Origin of the sequence: Natronincola ferrireducens (assembly GCF_900100845.1) — a bacterium.
GTDB lineage: Bacteria > Bacillota > Clostridia > Peptostreptococcales > Natronincolaceae > Natronincola_B > Natronincola_B ferrireducens.
Genome location: NZ_FNFP01000001.1, coordinates 426,935 through 448,454, shown reverse-complemented (window position 1 = coordinate 448,454; position 21,520 = coordinate 426,935). Strand labels below are relative to the sequence as shown.

Annotated in this window: 20 protein-coding genes; 2 read left to right on the top strand and 18 right to left on the bottom strand. The window is 38.0% G+C overall.

The features are described from left to right. The first annotated feature begins 154 nt into the window (after positions 1 to 154). Positions 155 to 1,444: an MFS transporter gene (locus tag BLS22_RS02040; RefSeq protein WP_090549605.1), complete on the top strand. Its 1,290-nt coding sequence runs from the start codon at positions 155 to 157 to the stop codon at positions 1,442 to 1,444. A 19-nt stretch (positions 1,445 to 1,463) separates the two neighbouring features. Here the strand turns inward: BLS22_RS02040 and BLS22_RS02035 are convergent, their stop codons facing one another. The 14 genes from BLS22_RS02035 to BLS22_RS01970 form a co-directional block, all read right to left on the bottom strand. Then, positions 1,464 to 3,470, bottom strand: coding sequence for a sensor histidine kinase (locus BLS22_RS02035; protein WP_090549603.1), 2,007 nt, complete (start codon positions 3,468 to 3,470; stop codon positions 1,464 to 1,466). A 311-nt stretch (positions 3,471 to 3,781) separates the two neighbouring features. Continuing rightward, complete coding sequence (gene citG, locus BLS22_RS02030) at positions 3,782 to 4,675, bottom strand: triphosphoribosyl-dephospho-CoA synthase CitG (protein WP_244269434.1); 894 nt, start codon at positions 4,673 to 4,675, stop codon at positions 3,782 to 3,784. After that, entirely contained in the window at positions 4,668 to 5,174 is a 507-nt protein-coding gene (gene citX, locus BLS22_RS02025) for a citrate lyase holo-[acyl-carrier protein] synthase (RefSeq protein WP_090549598.1), read from the bottom strand. The genes citG and citX overlap by 8 nt, the downstream gene beginning before the upstream one ends. After that, positions 5,174 to 6,211: a [citrate (pro-3S)-lyase] ligase gene (citC, locus tag BLS22_RS02020; RefSeq protein ID WP_090549595.1), complete on the bottom strand. Its 1,038-nt coding sequence runs from the start codon at positions 6,209 to 6,211 to the stop codon at positions 5,174 to 5,176. Before citC ends, citX begins: the two co-directional genes overlap by 1 nt. Before the next feature lie 4 nt (positions 6,212 to 6,215). Beyond that, positions 6,216 to 7,757 carry a citrate lyase subunit alpha gene (gene citF, locus BLS22_RS02015; protein WP_090549591.1) on the bottom strand — a complete coding sequence of 514 codons (1,542 nt, stop codon included), beginning with the start codon at positions 7,755 to 7,757 and terminating at the stop codon, positions 6,216 to 6,218. 12 nt (positions 7,758 to 7,769) lie between these two features. After that, complete coding sequence (locus BLS22_RS02010; RefSeq protein WP_090549589.1) at positions 7,770 to 8,642, bottom strand: HpcH/HpaI aldolase/citrate lyase family protein; 873 nt, start codon at positions 8,640 to 8,642, stop codon at positions 7,770 to 7,772. 11 nt (positions 8,643 to 8,653) lie between these two features. Continuing rightward, entirely contained in the window at positions 8,654 to 8,917 is a 264-nt protein-coding gene (gene citD, locus BLS22_RS02005; RefSeq protein ID WP_090549586.1) for a citrate lyase acyl carrier protein, read from the bottom strand. Between the two features lie 9 nt (positions 8,918 to 8,926). Next, positions 8,927 to 9,484 carry a Fe-S-containing hydro-lyase gene (locus BLS22_RS02000; protein ID WP_090549584.1) on the bottom strand — a complete coding sequence of 186 codons (558 nt, stop codon included), beginning with the start codon at positions 9,482 to 9,484 and terminating at the stop codon, positions 8,927 to 8,929. 13 nt (positions 9,485 to 9,497) lie between these two features. Continuing rightward, on the bottom strand, positions 9,498 to 10,340 hold the full coding sequence (locus BLS22_RS01995; protein ID WP_090549581.1) for a fumarate hydratase: 843 nt from the start codon (positions 10,338 to 10,340) through the stop codon (positions 9,498 to 9,500). Continuing rightward, positions 10,340 to 11,626 (bottom strand): methylaspartate ammonia-lyase, encoded by a 1,287-nt coding sequence (locus BLS22_RS01990; RefSeq protein WP_090549578.1) that lies wholly within the window; start codon positions 11,624 to 11,626, stop codon positions 10,340 to 10,342. The genes BLS22_RS01995 and BLS22_RS01990 overlap by 1 nt, the downstream gene beginning before the upstream one ends. 26 nt (positions 11,627 to 11,652) lie before the next feature. Further along, positions 11,653 to 13,107, bottom strand: coding sequence for a methylaspartate mutase subunit E (locus BLS22_RS01985; RefSeq protein ID WP_090549575.1), 1,455 nt, complete (start codon positions 13,105 to 13,107; stop codon positions 11,653 to 11,655). 14 nt (positions 13,108 to 13,121) lie between these two features. Beyond that, positions 13,122 to 14,510 carry a methylaspartate mutase accessory protein GlmL gene (glmL, locus tag BLS22_RS01980; protein ID WP_090549571.1) on the bottom strand — a complete coding sequence of 463 codons (1,389 nt, stop codon included), beginning with the start codon at positions 14,508 to 14,510 and terminating at the stop codon, positions 13,122 to 13,124. 15 nt (positions 14,511 to 14,525) lie between these two features. Beyond that, positions 14,526 to 14,936, bottom strand: coding sequence for a methylaspartate mutase subunit S (glmS, locus tag BLS22_RS01975; RefSeq protein WP_090549569.1), 411 nt, complete (start codon positions 14,934 to 14,936; stop codon positions 14,526 to 14,528). Between the two features lie 15 nt (positions 14,937 to 14,951). Continuing rightward, positions 14,952 to 15,914, bottom strand: a complete 963-nt coding sequence (locus BLS22_RS01970) for a GntR family transcriptional regulator (RefSeq protein ID WP_090549566.1) — start codon at positions 15,912 to 15,914, stop codon at positions 14,952 to 14,954. Positions 15,915 to 16,660: 746 nt separating this feature from the next. On the opposite strand from BLS22_RS01970, the gene BLS22_RS01965 reads away from it, so the two are divergent. Beyond that, positions 16,661 to 17,467 carry a hypothetical protein gene (locus tag BLS22_RS01965; protein ID WP_090549562.1) on the top strand — a complete coding sequence of 269 codons (807 nt, stop codon included), beginning with the start codon at positions 16,661 to 16,663 and terminating at the stop codon, positions 17,465 to 17,467. A gap of 214 nt (positions 17,468 to 17,681) precedes the next feature. Here BLS22_RS01965 and BLS22_RS01960 read toward each other — a convergent pair whose 3' ends face one another. Genes BLS22_RS01960 through pheA form a run of 4 tightly spaced genes read right to left on the bottom strand, consistent with a single transcriptional unit; the run spans position 17,682 to position 21,515 of the window. Further along, positions 17,682 to 18,461, bottom strand: a complete 780-nt coding sequence (locus BLS22_RS01960) for a shikimate kinase (RefSeq protein ID WP_090549559.1) — start codon at positions 18,459 to 18,461, stop codon at positions 17,682 to 17,684. Positions 18,462 to 18,495: 34 nt separating this feature from the next. Beyond that, complete coding sequence (aroB, locus tag BLS22_RS01955) at positions 18,496 to 19,563, bottom strand: 3-dehydroquinate synthase (RefSeq protein WP_090549556.1); 1,068 nt, start codon at positions 19,561 to 19,563, stop codon at positions 18,496 to 18,498. Continuing rightward, positions 19,539 to 20,681: a chorismate synthase gene (gene aroC, locus BLS22_RS01950; RefSeq protein WP_090549553.1), complete on the bottom strand. Its 1,143-nt coding sequence runs from the start codon at positions 20,679 to 20,681 to the stop codon at positions 19,539 to 19,541. The genes aroB and aroC overlap by 25 nt, the downstream gene beginning before the upstream one ends. 12 nt (positions 20,682 to 20,693) lie before the next feature. After that, positions 20,694 to 21,515, bottom strand: coding sequence for a prephenate dehydratase (gene pheA, locus BLS22_RS01945; RefSeq protein ID WP_176762007.1), 822 nt, complete (start codon positions 21,513 to 21,515; stop codon positions 20,694 to 20,696). Positions 21,516 to 21,520 lie beyond the last annotated feature (5 nt).

Below are 21,520 nucleotides of genomic sequence, written 5' to 3'. Positions count from 1 at the left end.
TAATAATTAAAGAAATATTTTCCGATATATTTCTTAGAAAGCTTATAGCTTGTCTTGTAAAATTGTTTTAACTATAGAAGGAAAAGAAAATATATATAGAGAATACTAGCTCTATTGATATTATACTATAACAGATGTAGGACAGGAGAATAGAATGGTAATAATAAACAATCAATCAAAGAAGAAATTTAATACTTATCGTTGGCTTGTATGGTGGATTTTAATTTTAGCTTATCTTATCGTGTTTTTTCATCGTATGGCATTGGGTGTAGTACGAGAGAATCTTACGGATACCTTTCATATTACAAGTGCCACCTTTGGTTATTTAGGGTCCACTTATTTTTATGCCTATCTCTTCATGCAGATTCCCTCCGGCATTTTAGCCGATACTTTAGGGGCTAGAAAAACCGTAACCATTGGTACCTTCTTAGCAGCCTTAGGCTCCATCCTTTTTGGTATTGGACCTACTATTCATTATGTTTTTTTAGGTCGTCTTATGGTGGGATTGGGGGTCTCGGTGGTTCTTATTTCTATTCTTAAAGTCCTCTCCCAATGGTTTGAGGAGGAAAGATTTGCCACCATGTCTGGGATGACTACTTTCATGGGAAATTTAGGAGGGGCTTTAGCCCAGACTCCTTTGGCCTTAGCTGTAGGCTATTTTACATGGAGAACAACTTTTATTGGGATAGGTATCATCAGCATGTTTATTGCCTTTTTATGTTATGCAGTTGTAAGAAATACTCCTGATGATAAGGGATTTTCTGCTGTATATAGTTACTCAAAGCACCCTCCCATTAGAACCGCCTCCTTAAAGGAAAGCTTAGTTGAAATACTTCTTAATCCCTATACATGGCCACCATTTTTTGTCTTTGCTGGGGTTTTTGGATCTTACTTAACCCTTACAGGAACCTGGGGACAAAGCTACTTAATAAATCTTTATGGTTTTTCTCCCTCGGAAGCTCCCAATTACCTTGTTGTTATGGTGGTAGCCCATGCTATAGGGTGTATGGCGGCAGGAAAAATATCTGATGGTCTTAAAAGACGAAAGCTACCCATGATGGTTTTTTGTAGTATCAATGCAATAAGCTGGGGTGTCTTTCTTTTTATAAACCAAGGAAAACCTCCTATAGGCCTTTTATATCCTCTCTATTTTATGATGGGCTTTAGTTCCGCTGGTGTGGTTTTAGGCTGGGCATGTGCCAAGGAATTAAACCATCCCTCCTCCACTGGTCTTTCAACCTCTATTGTCAACATGGGAGGATTTTTTGGGGCGGCCCTACTTCCCCCCATGCTAGGAAGGGTTTTGGATAAGTATGGTACCACCCTCCAAACCAACCTTCTTTATCAAAGAGCCTTTCTTTATTGTTTTATAGCTGTAATCATAGGCACCCTTTCTACATTTTTTATAAAAGAAACCTATTGTAAAAATCAGCACCACCCATAATTTAGGTGGTGCTGATTTTTTATTTTATAGTATATATATCAGAAAACTCTATATTAATTTTTTCCACTAAATTTTCCTCTATATCCTCCAAGCTAGCAGTGGTTTCCTCGAGATTCTTCTGGAGCGTTACAGGTAATTCTATAAAGACGGAGGTTCCCTTGTCTACTTCACTTTCCACTCGAATGTCACCATCGTGAATTTTTACTAAGGACTCCACAAGAGATAGACCTATGCCAGTTCCTTGATGATTTTTCTTGAGAGACTCATTGGCTTGTCGAAATCTATCAAATACAAAGGGCAGTTTATCAGGTGGAATACCACTTCCAGTATCCTTGATAACAATAACAATTTTTTCTGTTTTGTCATAAATATTTACATTAACACTGCCCCCAGCATCAGTAAATTTAATGGCATTGGACAGCAGGTTTAACATAATCCTCTCGATTCCATTGATATCAACCGCCATTATTTTTTCCTCTATATCTGTATCAAATAAAAATGTAATTCCTTTGTTTTCTCCATAGGGTATGACAGAATCTGTTATATCTTCTATAATACTGACGATATTGCAGTTTTCAAAGCCTGTTTCAAAGTACCCAGCATCTATTTTAGTAATATCTAAAAGGTTATTGATTAACTTCAGCATACGATAACAATTTTGCTTTAGAACCTTCATTTGTTTCTGCATTTTTTTTGAAGGATCATGGGCCTGAAATTGAAGGTCTAATAGTTGAACAGTACCAAAGATAACATTTAAGGGGGTCCTCATTTCATGGGATAAGTTGCTGAAAAACTCGGTTTTCAACTTATCATATTCTATAGATTCCTTCAACTGCTGCTGTTTATATTGAATGTGTCTTTGTAATTTTTCTTTCTCCTTCTGAGGTGTAACATCTGTTACAATCACCAATGTTTCTTCCCTATTGGCATGGGGCAAAAATATGGCTCGCACTTCTACGTCTATAACCTCTCCATTTAATTTAATAAACTTTTCCTCATAAATCTCTTCCTTCTTCTTTTGTTGTTTTCTTACTTGTATTACATTTTTTATTTTAAGATGGCTATCGGGATGAATAAAGTCAAATATACTTTTTCCTATGAGGTCCTCTTGGCTCTTTGCCCCCATCATTTGCTGAAAGGCGGAATTCGTAAAGATGCATTGATAGTTGGTGTAGATAAAAAGACCTGTTGGCAGCATCTGCGTTACCCCTCGGTACCAGTCTTCACTCTCCATTAATTTTTTATAGGGTTCTTTGATAGAGGTTTCTATGAAGGCCTTATAAATTAAGTAGAAAGAAACCCCTTTTAAAACATGTCCTATCATATTGGCAAAATCATAGACGTCAATATAATGAGTAAAGGCAATTGCCGATAAAATACTTGCTATATAGGACCCTATTAACATCCTATAGTTTTTTTCTGTAAAGCTGGATTTATTTTTTGTCAAATAGATAGCACTTAAAGCTATCATACTAGCAATGATGTATTCACTCACTATTTTAAAGGTGGTGAGTCCCCCCCCTGCTACGATACATGTAGGGAATACCTCCCAATAAAGTACACTTAGTAACAAAAGGACAGAAGTAATAACATAAAAAGCCATAGTAGCTTTAACCTTAACTTTTCTTTTTAAAAACATAGGGGCCACTAGAAGGGTTATGCCCTCCATATATCTGGCTATAATCCGTAGTTGAGTGGAAGCATCACCTAAATCTTTTGAGAACACCCCCATACCTTTAAAGGACAGGGTATGGATTAGATCAAAGAATGCAATAAATCCATAGGCAACTCCTAGAAATAACAAGTAATGATTATCTGTCATCTGATAGGTGTTAATAGCTATGGTTAATAGCATATATGCAACAATAATACTAAAAACCTCAACTACCGTATGAACCAATATATAATTATGAAGGCTTAAATAAATAGTAGCCATCAATAATAAGAGCCCCATAACTATTTCTCTATAGAAGTTTTTGCTGTTGTCGATTAACTTGGATTTTATAATAATTTCAGAATTTGTCATATATTATGCCTCCTAAGTCCATCATTGTTGATGGTCTTAATGCTACAATTCGACATTTTTTTGACAAATCCTTTCAATTTTTTACATTTTTTCAGTGTTTGACACCGATTAGAAAAGTCCTCCTTTGGAAAACTACACTCTGTATAAACAATTGACAGGAAATCAATGATTTATCTTCCCATTAAATATGTTGATAATTTCCTATTGGTTATAAAATATAGAAAAAGCCTCTATCAATAGTGTATGGTGATTTTGCTATGATAGTAGGCTCATTATAGATATTATAGGTACTATAGTTAATTGTTATATGTTTAATCAAGAGGGACTAAAGCTTCATCAGAGGTTTCTAGCAAGTAGAACATAATAGTCACTGCCAAAAGATCAGCAGATCCCCCTGGGCTAATATTCTTCTTAATAAATTCTTTATCTATCTCTATGATTTTGTTTTTGCCCCTCTCTGTAAACATACCCCCCATCTCTAATACTTCTGTTGCTGTGGTTTTAACATAGTCTAAGGCTTCCCAATCATGTCTTCCCAAAACATTACTATCTTCCGTCACTGTCATGAGATGAAACAATACTTGTACCAAGCTGTCATTAATATTTCGGTTCTGTTTCATGAGATCTCGAAGAATAGGCAGTCCATAACACCTTACTGTAGGAAATCCAGCCTCCACCTCTCCCCGAATTCCCTTAATCCCATATTTTCTAAAGAGTTTTTCTCCATAGGTTAGGGCGGTTGCTTCCTGTGTATTGCCTAGCTCTTTATTGGAGATTCCCTCTGTCATTTCCTTGATCCTATTACAAATATCCCCTGCATTCATTGGTAGGCTTTTAGTTTCTCTATAATATAATCCTGCAGCAGCTGCAATGAGGCCTAGGGAAAAAATCAATCCTTTATGGGTGTTGATACCTTTGGTGGCCCGAAACATCTTTTCCTCACCTTCAATACCTATTGGCCGAAGCTCATGGAGCAGTCCCTTTATATCTACACCCTGAAACTTTAACCCTGCCAATGCGCATTTATAAAAGGTATAGGCTAAGGCTCCACTACTGGCCATAAAGGAAAAAAAGTCCATGTCATTGTGGGCCCCGGGATTATTCCGATCCACAAGACCTGGCTTTGGGGTGGTGGACACTTCATATAACATGGATTTTAAAGCTAATTCACTTATATATTCACACACATCAAAATCCTTAGACAAATTTTTCTCCTCCATCATTATATTTGCGGATTTTTTTATGAATACAATCCAGTACTTCCTGTAGGCTGTGGGCCTTTGCCCTCATACAGATTCTAGCATCTCCATTACAGAGGATACATCTTCTGCCTTCCATTCCTATCGCTTCCCTACCTATGGATCTGCCATCCTCACCATAGACATCTATATCAAATATTCTTCCTAGGGGGTGCTGTATTTCTAAGGCTACCCCTATTTTCTTAGCCTCCAAGGGGCTTAAATCAACAACCATTAAAATACTCTCCCCATCCTCCCCCGAAAGGACTTTTGTGTATATAGTATTTTTCTTGAATGTTGATATTAATAGCCCCTGTAGAACATTGAAGGACTTCTCAACTTCCAGGGTATTTTTATTGTTTCCAGGATAATTGATTTTACCACAGATTACTGGAAGATGATATTTATTAATCAAAGACAGGGTCTCATTATATCTGTTTTCTCTATCCTGCAGAATAGCATTCATCAATGGGGAGTGTCACTCCTTTTTATTATTTCTACAATAACCTCCGCCTCGGGAGAGTTTAAAAATTCATAGGTTGTTGAAGGGACTAGATTTTTTAAATCATGCCAATCTCCAGCCTTTATCATCTGCCTCACCCTAGAAGCACTAATCGCCTTATTTTCTCTGTCCAATCTATCAATCTCTATTAGTTCTATGCCATACGTTGGCAGGACATTTCTTAAGGCTTCATTGTATTGCTCTGTCACCCTGCAGTAGGGCTCCGTCCCTACATATCTTTTTGTAATATTAAAAACCGTAGCAATGTAGCGACTAAATATTCCAGCATCTAGCTTAGTATAGGCCTTTAATCTTTCATCTTCCCTTCTAAGGAAATAGGAGGGAAAGGTGGTGGAGGAAATGATATAGCTACCCCCTGGTAAAACATGGACGTTTTTTAAATCCTCCGTACCCTTTTTCACTAGATTAAGCCGAACTTCAAAAGGAAAAAGAGAGGCATTTTCTTCTACAATAAATATAACCACTTCTTCGTTTTCTTTGGCTGCTGTTTCTATCAGATACCTATGGCCTAAGGTGAAGGGATTGCAATTCATGACAAGGGCAGCCTTTTTCCCCCTGCCTAGACCACTGTCCTTAAACATATGTTCTACATACCTTTTGACGTTGGCCATCCCCCCCTCCAGTAAAGTAACCTCATCTACTGTGTGGACTTCCTGGTATTGTAGCCCTTTAAAGATAGCAAGGTTTTTAGGGCATGTAAATATGAAGGATTCATAAATACCCTTATCAAAAAGCTGATTTGTCATATGGGTAATCAGCTTGGAAGCAATACCTTCCCCCTGCAGTCCTTCCTTTACTGCAAAGCATTTCAATACCCTACCACTATAGGAGCAGGTACCGAGGATTTCATCCCCTGCCTTGGCTATAGCTGTATATTCTATATCCTTATCAAAAAATAGGTTAAAAGTTGAAAGAAAATCTTCAACTTCTAACCTTTTATCAGTATTCAAATCTATTTTTTCAATGCTAATATCATGCATAAAATCAATCCTTTATTTTTCTTACAACATCGATAACAGTTCCGTCACGATATTCTACTACAGCCACCACTTCATCATCTAATTCAATTTTTTCTGGAATTCCCGTCATAGCTTCTGCCATAGCCTTAAGCTCTTCAATGGTCATAATAGGCAGATTGGTGGTTTTTAATTTCTCTATCAAGTCCTGTCTTAGGGGATTAACAGCTATACCCCTTTCCGTTACGAGAACATCAATGGTTTCGCCAGGAGTTGTGACAGTAGTAACTCTATCTACAACGATAGGAAGTCTACCCTTTACAAGTTGGGTTACTACAATTGCCAGCTTTGAACCAGCAGCTGTATCACTATGTCCACCTGATCCCCCCATAATCATACCACTTGATCCAGTTGTAACGTTGGCATTGAAGGCTGTATCTATTTCTGTTGCACCTAAAATCATAACATCTAAATTGTTTACAACAGCACCTTTATTATGGGGATTTCCATACATGGAGGCTGACATTACTTGATGTCTTTTGTTGTCTCTATAGGACTCCACTGCCTTTAGGTCAAAGCATTGTACATCGAAGAGGGATTCAAATAACCCTTCTTCAAACATCTCCACCATATATCCAGTAATTCCCCCAGCTGCAAAGCTACCCTTTACATTGTTCTTCTTCATCAATTCCTTTACATAGGCAGCAACCGCCAAAGAGGTTCCTCCTGCCCCCGTTTGAAAAGAAAATCCATCCTTTAAAAGTCCTGATACCTCTATGACCTTAGCTGTCATTTTTGCAATCTTCAGTCCTACAGGGTCCTTTGTAATTTGAGTTGTCCCTGAGACAATTCCTTTTGGATCTCCAATACTGTCTACCTTCACAACATAATCTATATGCTCTTGAGTAATTTCAATGGGACAAGCTGGATATGGAACAAGGTTATCGGTTATAGCTACTGTTTTAGTGGCATAAACAGCATCTGGAACAGCATAGCCTAAAGTACCGCAGGCAGCCTTTCCCTCCACACCATTGATATTACCGTAGGTATCACAGGTAGGGGCAGCGATGAAGGCTATATCAATAGATAAATCCCCGGATTCAATGGCCCGTGCCCTACCACCATGGGTATGCATAATAGCAGGATTTTTTAGTTCTCCTCTTGAGATGGCTTCTGCTACAGGTCCTGACATATAATTTGCATAGATCCCTGTCACAACACCATTTTGTATATGCTGAACCAATGGAGCATGGATTGGAAATATGGAACTGGCGGCAACCTTGATGTCCCTTACCCCCGCTTTTGCAATTTCATCTAAAACCATGTTTAATACATAATCACCATTTCTTAAATGATGGTGAAAGGAAACCGTCATACCATCCTGCAAGCTACATTTTTCCAATACCTCTTGAATAGATGACAACACCTTTTCTTCCTTTGGCCCTGTACTCTTTAGCTTAACGGATTTCTTTTCTACCTCTCCTAAGCTTGCAAAAGCACCTTGAAAGGGCTTGACGGTTCCGTACCCTTGGATGGTTTCAGGAATTTCTCTTCCAAGTATATTTTTCATAGCCATCCCTCCTTAAAGCAAGCCTGCAAGCTTTGCTTTTTTTACTACATTTTCCGCCCGTGCAATAATAGGTGCATCCACCATTTTCCCATCTAGGGAAAATACACCCTTGCCTTCTGCCTGGGCTTCCTCCATAGCATGGATCACCCTTTGGGCATACTTTATTTCCTCCTCAGAGGGTGCAAAAATTTCATGAATCGTATCCACCTGTCTAGGATTAATGGCAGCCTTTCCTGTCATACCTAAGGATTTTGCCCTATTAATATCCTTTGCAAATCCTTGACAATCATTCATATCGGCAAAGGGGGTGTCAATAGCATCTACTTTATGGGTTCTGCATGCAGCCGCAACCTTGCTTCTGGCGTAGAAGATTTCTTCCCCTTCCCTTGTTCTTTTAATACCAAGATCAGCGGTTAAATCCTCTGCTCCTAAAAGAATACCTATTACCCTTGGGGAGGATTTTATAATGCTATGGATATTTTCCAATCCGTAGGCGGTTTCAATCAGAGGGAAAAGCTTTATGCTTCCTTCTTCAAAACCTTCCTCCTTCTCAACCTTTGTCAGAATTTCACAAACTGTGGCTACATCCTCTTCTGTTGCTTTTGTTACCATGATGGCATCGGGCTTCACTCGACCTATTTCTTCAGCATCCTTTAAACCAAATCCAGATGAAAGGGGATTGATTCTTACAACAACTTCAGAATCATAGAAATCCACATTTTTTATAGCATTTCTTACTAGGATTCTCGCTGCATCCTTTTCCGTAATACTTACTGCATCCTCAAGATCTAATATAATACTGTCGGCCCCTAAAATCCCTGCACTTTGCAGCATACTAGGATTGTTTCCTGGCATAAATAGCATGGTTCTTCTAAGTCTCTCCATCAAATCACCCCTTACATCGCCCTTTTTACTGCGGTTTCTACTCTGGCTCTTATGGTATAATCTAGAGCTCCTCTATCCTTAGCAACAACATGAATATCTTTAATCCCCATGTTTTGTAAAGTTTCCAAAATTACCTGTTCAATTTGTTTGCCGAACTGTTTCATGACAATGCTTTCGAGATCAATGACGATACCACCTTCAGCATTGGATTGCACCATGATATATATGTCATTGGATTCCATCGTTCCTGCCTTCGCAGGAGTCCTTATATCCATACCTAACACCTACCTTTGGGTTTCTAAGTATTGCTGCTGTCCTATTTGGTAATAGTTGTTGCCTTCACTATCGATTACTACAACCAACGGAAGCTCTTCAACATAAAGTCTTCTAATAGCTTCAGCACCTAGGTCTTCATATGCAACGATTTCAGAGGACTTCACACATTTAGCTGTCAGGGCAGCCGCACCACCAATAGCAGCAAAATAAACACCACCAAAATTCTTCATGGCTTCTACTACAGCGTCACTTCGCTTTCCCTTGCCAATCATACCCCTTAACCCTTTTTCTAAAAGCTGTGGTGTATAGGGGTCCATTCTGTAACTGGTTGTAGGTCCAGCTGAACCTATGGGCTGACCCTCCTTGGCAGGAGTAGGTCCTACATAATAAATTACTTGATCTTCTATATCAAAGGGAAGGTCTTTTCCTTCCCCTATTAGCTCCACTAGTCTTTTATGGGCCGCATCCCTAGCGGTATAGATGGTTCCAGTAAGCAATACACTGTCTCCTGCCTTTAAGTCCTTAAGCTTTTCCTCTGTTAAAGGCATGCTTATTTTTTTACTCATCCTACTAAACCTCCTATATATGGGCTTCCCCATGTCTTGTGGCATGGCAGTTTATATTCACCGCAACAGGTAATCCTGCAATATGGGTTCCATAGGTTTCTATATTTACTGCAAGGGCTGTTGTCCTACCCCCAAAACCCTGAGGTCCAATACCCAAGTCATTGATTGCCTCCAACAGATCCTTCTCTAACTCAGCATAAAAAGGCTTTTCATTTCTTTCATTTGTAGATCTTAAAAGAGCCTTTTTAGCTAAAAAAGCTGCTTTGTCAAAGGTGCCTCCAATACCTACACCTACAACAATAGGAGGGCAGGGATTAGGCCCTGCCTCCTTTACAACCTTCAGAACAAAATCCTTAACCCCTTCAACACCATCGGCAGGTCTCAGCATTTTAAGCTGACTCATGTTTTCACTACCAAATCCCTTAGGAGCAACGGTGATTTTAAAGGTATCTCCTGGAATCATATTATAATAAATAATAGCAGGAGTATTGTCCTTTGTGTTGATCCTTTCAATGGGATCATTCACCACGGATTTCCTTAAATACCCTTCTTCATAGCCTTGTCTTACCCCTTCATGGATGGCATCCTCTAGACTGCCCCCTACAACATGAACCTCTTGACCAATTTCTAAAAATACAATAGCCATACCAGTATCTTGACACATGGGTCTTTGTTCGTTTTTAGCTATGTCAGCATTTTCAATGAGAATATCTAAAATGTTTTGTGCAATAGGAAATTTTTCATCAGCCTTTGCTTCTTCAAACCTTTGTCTTATATCGTCGGTAAGATAATAGTTTGTATCGATGCAAAGTCTTTTTATGGTTTCAGTAATTTTAGAAACATGTACTTCCCTCATTATACAGCACTCCTATTTAACTGTTCTTCCCCTTCTAAAATTAAGCTCTCTCTTCTTTTTGCAAGGGCAAGAACTCTATTCATTTCGTTATTTACGATCATAAACCCTTCATCAACACCCATTCCAGGCTTTGCAAGACATTGATCTGCTCCACAAGCGATAGCTATATTTGTGCATACCTGAGCTGATCTATCGGTTTCATTACAGGTTCCACCACTATAGGCTCCTACACCATTGTCTTTACAATATAGGATGGATTCTACAATATTGTTGATTCCTCCAAGGTCTGGTGTCTTGATTTGAATCATGTCGGCAGCACCTTCGTCTACGAATAACTTGATATCTTCCCATGTGTTACACCATTCATCAGCAACAAGTTCAACACCAATTCCTTTTTCACGAAGAGCTGTTCTTAAAGCCTTTAGGGCTTTTACTTGACCATCTCTATTTTCAACGTCCATAGGTCCCTCTATACGAAGCTTAAATGGAGCTGCTGCCGCTTCAAGTTCCCCAAGATAGTTTGCCATTTTTTCAGTATCATTATCAAAGGCAATACCTATTGTTCCATAAACATCTATATGAAGAATAAAGTCTTCCTCTTCTGTAGCTCTAAGGGCTTCTATTCTATTTTTTAACCAAGTTACATATTCCTTAAGAATTTCACCGTTTTTTCCTAGCTTTGTATCAACATGATTGATTAATGCGTGGGGAAGAACATCCGCCCCTTTGATAATCATTTTATCAACATTATTGTATCTATCATCACCAGATTGAGTGAAAATAGGGATTCTCTTAAATTCTACGTTTGTATTGTACTCTTCTTTGATTACTTCTGCCATAGTTACCTTTTTTGCCTTAGAAGCTGCATCAAGAATTCCTTGAGTTATACCATATCGTATAGCTGTGTGAAGTCTTTTTCCTTCTACCATCATATTGTCAACTTCTTCAGCTAATTGTCTAAAACCTGTAACTTCTCTCCCAATAAGCTTTGGGGCAATATGTTTTTCAATAATTGGAATAAAATCATCGGCAAGGAATAAAGGGTCTCTACCACCAGCACCAGAATATTGTACAGCTGCACAATCTCCATAAGCCACCTGACCGTCCTCTAAAACAAACATAACAGAAATTGATTCACCCGCTTGACGAACCTTTGTAAAGCCTTCAGTCACAGGCTCCCCTACATAGGTAAAACCATCATGATCTGCTCCTTGCTTTATAGCTCTTTGATCGTCAAAATAAAATCCAGTTCTTCCTGCTGAACATATAATGTCTACAATTTTCATATCAGTTTTCCCCCAAGTTTATAAAATTATTTGTTTTCAGGTCTTCCTACAAGTGTTCCTTTACCTACGGCATAGATATCATCAACTACCATTTGGAAGCTAACATCTCTACCTTCAGTTTTTGCTCTTGCTTCTAATAGTTGTCTATTGAAATCCTTAATATCCTTTGACATAGGAATGTTGCCAAACTCCAAGTATCTAACAGCTCCGTTATTATCTCTAGCTGGAAGAATCTTTCCTGCATTGTACTTACTTGGTGCAAAAGGAATATCCATAACCCCTGTTTCAAAAGCCTTTACAGTACCTACTGCAAGATCGCCTTTTCCTAATTCAAATACTTTATCTAAAATACATTTTGTTTCAGCTTTGATTAACTGCATTTCTGCTTGAAGCTCTTTTGACATCGTTAATCTTTGTCCTTTTAGAAGGTTTAATACTTGCTTTGTTGCTTTTATACCTTGAGCATTAGCCTCCATTGTTGGAATACCCATAGCCTCATGAGGTGTTTTAACAATTACCTTTGTTGCACCAGCTAAAGCTGCTGTAGCTGCTCCCCATGAAATTACACCAAATGCCTTTGATTCATCGGCTGGGAAACCACCCATCCATTGATGGAATACAGTTGTAAGCTCTATATCATAACCATAGGTTTTAAAGTATTCTGATGCTTGCTCTACAAGGGTTCTAATAGCTGCTACGTCCTGTACTAGGTTTCCACATTGTCCGTATCCTAATGTAAGATTCTTTACACCCTGCTCTGCTGCTAAAAGACCTTCAATAATTGCAACTGCATTAGACATACTTGGTGGTACAAGAGTTCCTGTTAATGGTCCAAAAGGCTCTCTATTAATTTCTACGCCCATTTCTTCATACATTCCTGTAAGTCTATCGCAGTATTGCCAGTCTAGGATAGTTTTCTCTAAGCTAACACTTTTTGCATAAGGAATATTATAGGAGATTCCACCACCCTCATTAGAAGTCCATCCTCCAGCATGGATGATTTCTGTTAACAATCTTGCATCTGGAGTACCATGTCTTGCCTGTAGAGGAAGTTCTACTGCTTCAAGAACTTTTCTACAATTTTTTACCCCGTGGTTTACTACAGGGAATCCATTTAACATAGAACGATTTTCCTTGATACTTTCTTCGATACCTACTTGACACTCATTATATCTATTTTGTCTTGTATAGCTGTCAATTGTGTTTGGTAAAAGATCTGCTCCACCTTCATTTTGAAGATATTGTAAAAGCTTAATATGCTCATCTACTAAGGCAACCCCTGCTCTAGGCTGTGCCAATGTGATTCCCTCTTCACTTGCTTTTCTAAGCTTTGCTGCAAAGTTTTTATGTTCTGGAACTTTTTTTAGATAATCCACTGCTTCCTGTAAATCTACATCCTTACCAGTTGGCCAATGGGTTAGTATTTCCTGTCTTTGTTTTAAAAATTCTTCTTCTGTTAACCTTTTATTTTGAAGTGTCATAATTTTTCCTCCCACTATACGTTTATAAGGTATTTTTTTAATATTCTAATTGCATGATTTGGGTATTTCACTGCCATTAAACCCATTGCTGAAAGGATGTATTCTTTATCCACTAACAATTGTGGTTTTTTAGGCTTTAGATATTTTGGATTATCTTCGTTATATAATCCAGCCTTCAATATTTTAGCTGGATCTTCACTGTGAATCAGTACACCACCGGTACCTATTACATATCCTGTGTTGGATAAGTCCTTACCAGTTAGGGAATAAACCTTCCCCATAGGTGTATATACATCCTCTAGCACCCCTACATGTCTCTCCATTGCTACTTCTGTCGCCGCCATACTCATGGCCTCATCAAAAGCTTTTTCTTCAGAAGTCTTGGGAATTTCATTAACATGCTGTGCAAGATAACTGCATCTTTCCTTAACATTATAGGATAAGTTAGGAGCAAATTTTTTGATTTTCCTTGTAGCTATAGCTTGCCCAAGAGACTCTGCGCTTACTCGCATACCTAAATCACCTTCAACAGTTCTTTTTGCATAGGGCTCCTCAAGACCTGTCTTCATAACCCCCGGTTGGGTTGGTTCTCCTTCAGCTATGGAGTGAATGTCTGTTGTAGCTCCTCCGATATCTACAATGATTAGGTCTCCTATACCTTCCTCTTCGTCTGTTCCATTGGCTAATATTTTTGCTGCATTTAATACCGCCGCTGGTGTCGGCATAAGAATACCATTAATAAAGGATTCGGCACTCTTCATACCCTTTGCTTCTACAATTTTTTTCATAAAAATGCCTCTGATGGCTTCTCTTGCAGGTTCAACATTTAATTGATTTAATTTAGGCATAACGTTGTCTGTAATTTCATAGTCAATACCCTGCTGCATAAATATTTCTTCAATGTCATCATTGGCTTTACTGTTTCCTGCCACCACCACCGGTACATCTTTTATATTCATGGCTATCATCTTTGCATTGTGTATAATGCAATCCTTATTGCCACCATCTGTTCCACCGGCTAGTAGAATGATGTCAGGTTTTTTTTGAATAATATCCCTAACTTCTCTTAGGGTTAATTCATGGCTATATACTTCAAGGACCCTAGATCCTGCACCTAAAGCTGCTCTTTTGGCTGCCTCAGCTGTAAGATCTGGAACTAAGCCAATAGCTATCATTTTTAGCCCACCAGCTGCACTACTGCATGCTAGCATTTCATTAAATTGAATATTAAGGCCCTTACACTTTTCCTTCATCAAACCATAGGCATTTTGAAAACCAATCATAATGTCGCTTTGCACAGTGGTTAATGCCTTAGTATTGGCGATGATTTCTTCATTGTCTATATCAACAGCAGTTAGCTTTGTATAGGTACTGCCAAAGTCGATCAATAATACTGGATTCATGTTATCACCCTTAGATTAAATGATTTGCAAATCTTCTTTTAAGTGTTTTATTCCTACCTGTGGTGAGGTTCCTGGAGCATAAACACGATTAAAGCCCATATCTTCGAATCTCTTTTGTACTGGTGCCCACTCCTGTTTTCCAACAACAAGATTTCCACCGGCGTATAATAAGATATCCTTTAAACCTGCTTCCTCACATTTTTCTCTTAATCCTCTACAGTCAATTTCTCCATGACCATAAAGGGATGATACTAAAATAGCAGAGGCATTTGTTTCAATGGCTGCATTGATAAAATCCTCCTGGGAGCTTAATACCCCTATATTGATTACTTCAAAACCAGCTTCTGTAAAGGCATAATCAAGAACCTTGTTTCCAACTGCGTGACAATCTGCTCCTATAACCCCAAGTACAATGTTTTTCTTCATGATGATTTCCTCTCCTTAAAAATGTCTTTTTATTTCTAATATTTTAGATAAAATTGCTTTCACTGAACCTTGATCCAGTACATAATTGAATTTTATAATTTCTTTTTTTCCTTTAGCCAATCTTTCTACCTCTTCTCCCCTACCAGGAGAAGCAATAATAACATGGGATTCTTCAATGATACGAAGAAGTTCCTCTTCATCTTTACTGATAGTAGCCTTTAAGCTGAGATTTTCCAGCCCAGCTGACTTCAGTGCGTATTGGACCTTAAGATAAAATTCCTTTGAAAGACACACCTGTCCAAACTTTGTTCCTTTAGGATACTTTGCAATTTTTACGATGGTCTCTAGGCTAGGGTTACTAGCAACACCAAAGACTTCAATTTTCAAATCATCAATTATCTGTCTTATCTCATTTACATGATTAAAGGCAGTAATAATCATTCGAGCTTCTTGGAGAGCTTTTTCTGCTACCTCATCTCTATTTTGTAGCTGAGCCACCGTCATAGGTACTACATGAAGATTGGTGATTCTGTTTAATTCATCAGTGAACAGTTTTGCCTGCTCTATGTTACACTCTACAAATATGGCATTGACATTTTTTATTAAACTCTCTTTTTCTTTAACGATTTCCTGGACTAGGGCTACAAATTCCTTTGTGTCTAAGCCCACCTCGATAGCCTCTTCCAAGGCTATATCGATAAGCTTAACCATCTTATCCTTTATGGTATGCTCCTTCCAAGTCCTATCCTCCTCTGCAACATAGGTTCCTCTACCCTGGTAGGATATGAGGACCCCCTCCTGCTCCAATAGGTTATAGGCAGTTGAGATCGTATTCCTACTTACTTTTAGTTTTTGAGATAGTTCTCTTTCAGTTGGTAGTTTGTCCCCTATTTTTAATTTGCCGGTTTTTATATCCTCCATGATCTGTTTTTTTACCTGGATATAAATTGGCACCCCACTTTTTCTTTCAATTCTCATTTCCTGATACCACCTCTTTTTGTGGCCCAATCAAAGATTGGATTAGTCCAATTGATTTCATATTCTATCACGTTTCAGAGAATTTGTTTATCCTCATATAGACTTGTTTATAATTGTTTTAACCCATAAAATCTCATATAATAGACTTTATATCCCTCTCCTTTTGTTTTGCGTGGTTTTTCCATGAATTATCTCCCGTTCCCAACAATTGAATCTTCCTTGTTTCAAGCCTTCATATCGTGAATTTGAGCACATATTGCAAGTGTCATTTGTAGTCCATCCATAAATGATAGGTCCAATTTTAAAAATTGGACTTTTCTTCTCTTTTGATTTTTTCTTATTAGAAATTAGTTTTTTGTAAATTGTTTATATTTGCTGGTTTCCTTAGGTATTTTATTTTAAACTATTAAATACAATGGTATTATGTAAAATAATGTAAATATTTTTTGTTTGATTAAATGCAACTTATGTCAAACTGATTCTCATTTTTTATACATTTCTAAATCATTTTCAGTGGTTTTAGTGGTGAAGTTTTTTGAAAAAAATTTTTTATTTTTTTATTTTACAAAAAATAGAAATGCTGTTCTCGTAATTATTATAGAACAGCATTTTAGATAGTTCCTTTATGGGGAGAAAAAACCCCTTATTTCCACAAAAATCTTAATTTATTGCAACTAAATGTCAAAGATTTTGGGTATTAATTAAGTATAGTGCTAATAAATTAATAAAAAAGAGGTGATATAATTATGAATTACACACGAAAACTAGCCCTCCTTAATGTATTGGCTTTTCTAGGTACAATAATCATGAACCTTCTAGCCAATCTTCTACCTATTAATAATATTACAACAGGAGAGGTAGCGGCCCTTTACCCCAATCTTTTTACACCTGCTGCCATAACCTTTTCTATCTGGGGTCTTATTTATACCCTTTTGGGTATATTTACTGTTTATCAGCTGATAGTGGCTTTTAAGCCTCAGGAAACCGCAAAAACCTTTGTAGATCGTATTGGCCTTTGGAATTTTGTATTAGGGATAGGAAACATGCTATGGATTTTAGCATGGCACTATCAATATATTGGCATCTCTGTCATCATTATGCTTATTATGCTAACTTCTTTAATCATTATCTATAGAAGACTTGGAATTGGCAAAACATCCAAGAAAAAAGCAGAGGTATTGCTAGTGGATATAAACTTTAGTGTTTACCTAGGCTGGATAAGCATCGCAACTATTGCAAATATTACAACCTTCCTGGTGGCTATAAATTGGGATGGGTTTGGGATTTCCCCAGTAGTATGGACGATTATCGTTATGACTGTAGGGGTAGTATTGGGATTGTTATTTATATTATTATACAGGGACATCTTCTACGCTTTAGTAGTTGATTGGGCTTTGCTTGGCATATACTTGAAAAGAACTGCTGAAGAAACGGTGGCTGTAAGACCTATTATCTCATGGTCTATCATTGGCATGATAATTATTAGCCTCGCTATCTTAGTAGCAATCATGAAGAGAAGGGTGTATATAAGGAATGTAGATTATATAAAGTAATCATAGGCCTTAACTTAAACGAATTATTACCAAAAAATTTCTCTTTTGTCATCTGAGGATAGTGAAGGATCTTAGAGTCTTAGATCCTTCGGTTCCCTCAGGATAACAGAATTCAATAATTCATAGCATGTGAAAATCAACAATAACGTTTAAAAAAGCCTCCATTTAAAATATTTTTGGAAATTTATCATATTTTAAATTTCCACAACTCAAATTATTTACTGATTTCATACAATCCTGTAATAATATCTGTACTGATTTTCTCAATAGGTTTATTATCGGTTTCAATGATTATATCGGCAGCATCATGGTAAGCATTATCCCTCTGCTGTAATACTTGTTCAATGCCCTCTAGACTCATTCTTCCTTTCAGTACAGGCCTGGAATCCTCTTGGCTAATACGATCATAAATGGTGGCAGCCTTGGCTTTAAGCAGTATCGTTTTACCATACCTTCTTAGACTCCTAATGTTTTCAGGGTTCAGCACCACACCGCCGCCACAGATAATGATTTTGTTTTTAGACCCACTGACTTCTTCTATAATATTTTTTTCTAAATCCCTAAAGAAGGCTTGGCCATATTTCTCAAATATTTCTTTGATAGGCATCCCCACCCTCTCTTCAATCAATTGATCTGTATCGACGTATTTCATTTCCAGTTGTCGTGATAAATCCCTACCAATAGTAGACTTCCCTACCCCCATAAACCCAATCAACACAATATTATGGGGAAAGAGCTTTTCAGACTGAATTCTTCTGCTTATTTTAAATATTTTCATCAGGAGGTCTTCCACTTCATGGGCAAAGGTATCCTCCTTCAAGTTTTTTAATACTTTTTCAATAATCTCCTCTTCCCTTTGGGGATGAAGGACTGGTAAGTTGTTTTTTCTCTTATTCTCTAGAATTTCCAAAACTAGCTTCATTCTTCGTTGAAAAATCTCAACCAAAGCCATGTCACATCCATCAATTTCTTTCCTTAATTCTTCTATGTCCACAGGACTCACCACCTTTTTCCTAGTACAATATACTTTATTTATTTAAGGAGAAAAAAATGTTTTCTATTTTTTCTCTTGTTAGCAAAACCTCTTCCACTTTTCCTTTTCCTATTGGTAGAATAAAGGAAATTTTTCCCCCATGATTCTTTTTATCCTTCATCATGCCACCGATTAAATCCGATAAAGTTATTCCTTGAAGCTCTAAAGAAATTCCTGTCTTCTGGATAATTTCAGCTATTTCATCACAATAAACTTCGTCAATATAGCCTAATTTTTTTGCCATAAGGGTTTCATAGTACATGCCCATCAGAACTGCTTCTCCATGGGTATATTTTTTATATTGGGTTAATGCCTCTAGGCTATGACCTATGGTGTGGCCAAAGTTTAAAATTTTTCTTAGACCTACTTCCCTTTCGTCCTTTGCAACAATTTCTGCCTTAATTTCACAACAGCCTTTAATCACCTTGGGCATAATGTCTTCATCTAATTTTAGTAGCTGGGGAAGGTGAGCATCAATATAGTCTAGAAAGTCTCCATCATAAATAATTCCATATTTGATGACTTCTCCAATACCACTGATTAACTCTCTAGGGGGCAAAGTCCTCAATACGTCTGTATCAATAACAACTGCCTTTGGCTGATAAAAGCTGCCTACAATATTTTTAGCCTGGGGCATGTTCACCCCTGTTTTTCCTCCTACGCTGCTGTCTACTTGAGCCAATAGCGTTGTAGGTACTTGGATAAAGTCTATCCCTCTCATATAGATAGAGGCACAGAAGCCGGCAATATCTCCTATGACACCGCCACCCACAGCAATTATTTGGGATCTTCTGGTGAATCCCCTATCAATCATAGTGTTTAAAATCCCTTCAATAACTGAGAGGTTCTTGGTGGTTTCTCCTGGGGGGAGAACAACTTTTTCTACCTCTTTTCCTTTAAAAGCCTTTAAAATCTTCTCTCCATAGTAGCTATCTACGTTTTCATCGGTTATCAAGAGGAATTTATCCCCCACCGTCAAATACTCCTTCAGATTTTCTATTAACCCCCTAGCAATATGAATCCAATAGCTATTTTCACCTAAATCGATATATAATCTTTCCATACCTTTTTAATCTCCTCTAAAGAATCTCCGCCAAATTTCTTTAAAAACTCCTGTGCAATAACGGTGATGGCCACCATTTCCCCTACAATAGACGCTGCTGGCACGGCACAGGTATCACTTCTCTCCACTGTAGCCAAAACCGTCTCCTTTGTGGCTATATCTACAGTTTTAAGGGGCTTATAGAGGGTTGGTATTGGCTTCATGGCACATCTTATGATAATGGTTTCTCCGTTGGACATCCCACCTTCAATTCCTCCAGCATGGTTAGTTCCACGATAATATCCCTTGTTTTCCTCATAAAATATTTCATCATGGACCAAAGATCCCCTCTGCTGAGCATTATCAAAACCGTAACCTATCTCTACACCCTTGATGGCCTGGATTCCCATAAGATTATAGGTCAGCTTTCCATCCAGTTTATGATCCCATTGAACATAGCTGCCTAGACCTCTAGGCACTCCTGTAATGTGTATTTCAAAAATTCCTCCTAAGGAATCTCCCTCTTCCTTAGCATTCTTGATTTCTTCTATCATAGCCTTTTCCACCACTGGATCAACACAACGAACCTCGGAGCCCTCAGCCCCCTTAATTTTTTCTATATCCTCCACCCTTGCTTCTAGGGCAGCTCCACCAATGGCAGTGACATGGCTATAAACCTCTATATTAAAGACCTTCATTAGCTGTCTTGCAAAGCTACCTATGGCCACTCTTACCGCTGTTTCTCTAGCACTGCTCCTCTCCAGCACATTTCTGATATCGGAAAATCCATATTTTAAGGCTCCTGTTAAATCTGCGTGTCCAGGACGAGGTTGGGTAACCTTTGTTGTTTCACCTTCTACTGAAATAGGATTCATATGGGGTTCCCAGTTTGCATAATCTTTATTTTCTATGAGAAGGGCTATTGGACTTCCTAAGGTCATCCCACCCCTTACCCCTGATAAAATTTCTGCCTTATCCTTTTCAATTTTCATCCTACCGCCACGTCCATAGCCCTTTTGTCTTCTGGCCAGGTCTTTGTTCACTTCATCAATATCTATATGGACATTTGCAGGAAACCCTTCAATGACACCTACTAAACCTTTTCCATGGGATTCTCCTGCCGTAAGTAATCGAAACATCTAATCATCTCCTTAATAGATCCTTCCTATAGGATAGGAGCCAAAAACCTTTAATTTATTAATATTTTTTTCTATCCGATTCAATACTCCTTGACACCTTGTATCCTTCTGATGTCCTTGAAAATCTATGTAAAAAATATATTTTCCCAGCTCTATTTTAGCTGGTCGAGATTCAATCCGAGTTAAATTGATTTTTTCCTCGGCAAATTCCTTCAAAATACTATACAAACTCCCAGGATAATCATCGTGAAAGGAAAAGGCGATGGAGGTTTTATCCTTCCCGGTAGGGAGTATAGATTCTTTACCAATGATAATAAATCGTGTTTGATTGTTGACATTATCCTGTATATCCTTGCATAAGGTTTTCAATCCATTATTTTCCCCTGCCCAGCTATTGGCAATGGCAGCGTATTGCCGTCCCTTTTCCTTTGCAATTTGACAGGCAGTAGAGGAGCTTTCACAGGGGATCAATGTCATATGGGGATAGTTGACTGCAAAAAACTCTCGACATTGCTCAAGGGCTTGGGGGTGGGATAGCACATAGTTGATTTCTTCAATAGCTTCCCCAATGCTCAACAGATTATGTCGTACCCGAAGAATCAGCTCCCCTTGAATTTTAGAGGTTTCTGTCTTCATCAAAGCATCCATTACCTGAGTAACGGCTCCTTCTGTAGAATTTTCTATGGGTAAAATCCCCTCTTCTAGTTTACCCTCTTCTACTGCTGTAATAATCTCCTTAAAGGTCTTCATCCCTACCAGCATATGATTAGGGGCATAATACTTTGCAGCTGTATAGCTGTAGGAACCTTCGGGCCCCAAATACCCTAATTTCATTCTAT

Excerpts from the sequence above, each read along its gene's own strand:
- BLS22_RS02010 (WP_090549589.1), bottom strand. The coding sequence starts at position 8,642 with ATGGAGAGACTTAGAAGAACCATGCTATTTATGCCAGGAAACAATCCT.
- citD (WP_090549586.1), bottom strand. The coding sequence starts at position 8,917 with ATGGATATAAGGACTCCTGCGAAGGCAGGAACGATGGAATCCAATGAC.
- citF (WP_090549591.1), bottom strand. The coding sequence starts at position 7,757 with ATGAAAAATATACTTGGAAGAGAAATTCCTGAAACCATCCAAGGGTAC.
- aroC (WP_090549553.1), bottom strand. The coding sequence starts at position 20,681 with ATGTTTCGATTACTTACGGCAGGAGAATCCCATGGAAAAGGTTTAGTA.
- glmL (WP_090549571.1), bottom strand. The coding sequence starts at position 14,510 with ATGAATCCAGTATTATTGATCGACTTTGGCAGTACCTATACAAAGCTA.
- BLS22_RS01995 (WP_090549581.1), bottom strand. The coding sequence starts at position 10,340 with ATGAGGGAAGTACATGTTTCTAAAATTACTGAAACCATAAAAAGACTT.
- BLS22_RS01965 (WP_090549562.1), top strand. The coding sequence starts at position 16,661 with ATGAATTACACACGAAAACTAGCCCTCCTTAATGTATTGGCTTTTCTA.
- BLS22_RS02000 (WP_090549584.1), bottom strand. The coding sequence starts at position 9,484 with ATGAGTAAAAAAATAAGCATGCCTTTAACAGAGGAAAAGCTTAAGGAC.
- citC (WP_090549595.1), bottom strand. The coding sequence starts at position 6,211 with ATGCATGATATTAGCATTGAAAAAATAGATTTGAATACTGATAAAAGG.
- BLS22_RS01985 (WP_090549575.1), bottom strand. The coding sequence starts at position 13,107 with ATGACACTTCAAAATAAAAGGTTAACAGAAGAAGAATTTTTAAAACAA.
- BLS22_RS02040 (WP_090549605.1), top strand. The coding sequence starts at position 155 with ATGGTAATAATAAACAATCAATCAAAGAAGAAATTTAATACTTATCGT.
- glmS (WP_090549569.1), bottom strand. The coding sequence starts at position 14,936 with ATGAAGAAAAACATTGTACTTGGGGTTATAGGAGCAGATTGTCACGCA.
- BLS22_RS01990 (WP_090549578.1), bottom strand. The coding sequence starts at position 11,626 with ATGAAAATTGTAGACATTATATGTTCAGCAGGAAGAACTGGATTTTAT.
- citX (WP_090549598.1), bottom strand. The coding sequence starts at position 5,174 with ATGAATGCTATTCTGCAGGATAGAGAAAACAGATATAATGAGACCCTG.
- BLS22_RS01970 (WP_090549566.1), bottom strand. The coding sequence starts at position 15,914 with ATGAGAATTGAAAGAAAAAGTGGGGTGCCAATTTATATCCAGGTAAAA.
- aroB (WP_090549556.1), bottom strand. The coding sequence starts at position 19,563 with ATGGAAAGATTATATATCGATTTAGGTGAAAATAGCTATTGGATTCAT.
- BLS22_RS02035 (WP_090549603.1), bottom strand. The coding sequence starts at position 3,470 with ATGACAAATTCTGAAATTATTATAAAATCCAAGTTAATCGACAACAGC.
- pheA (WP_176762007.1), bottom strand. The coding sequence starts at position 21,515 with ATGAAATTAGGGTATTTGGGGCCCGAAGGTTCCTACAGCTATACAGCT.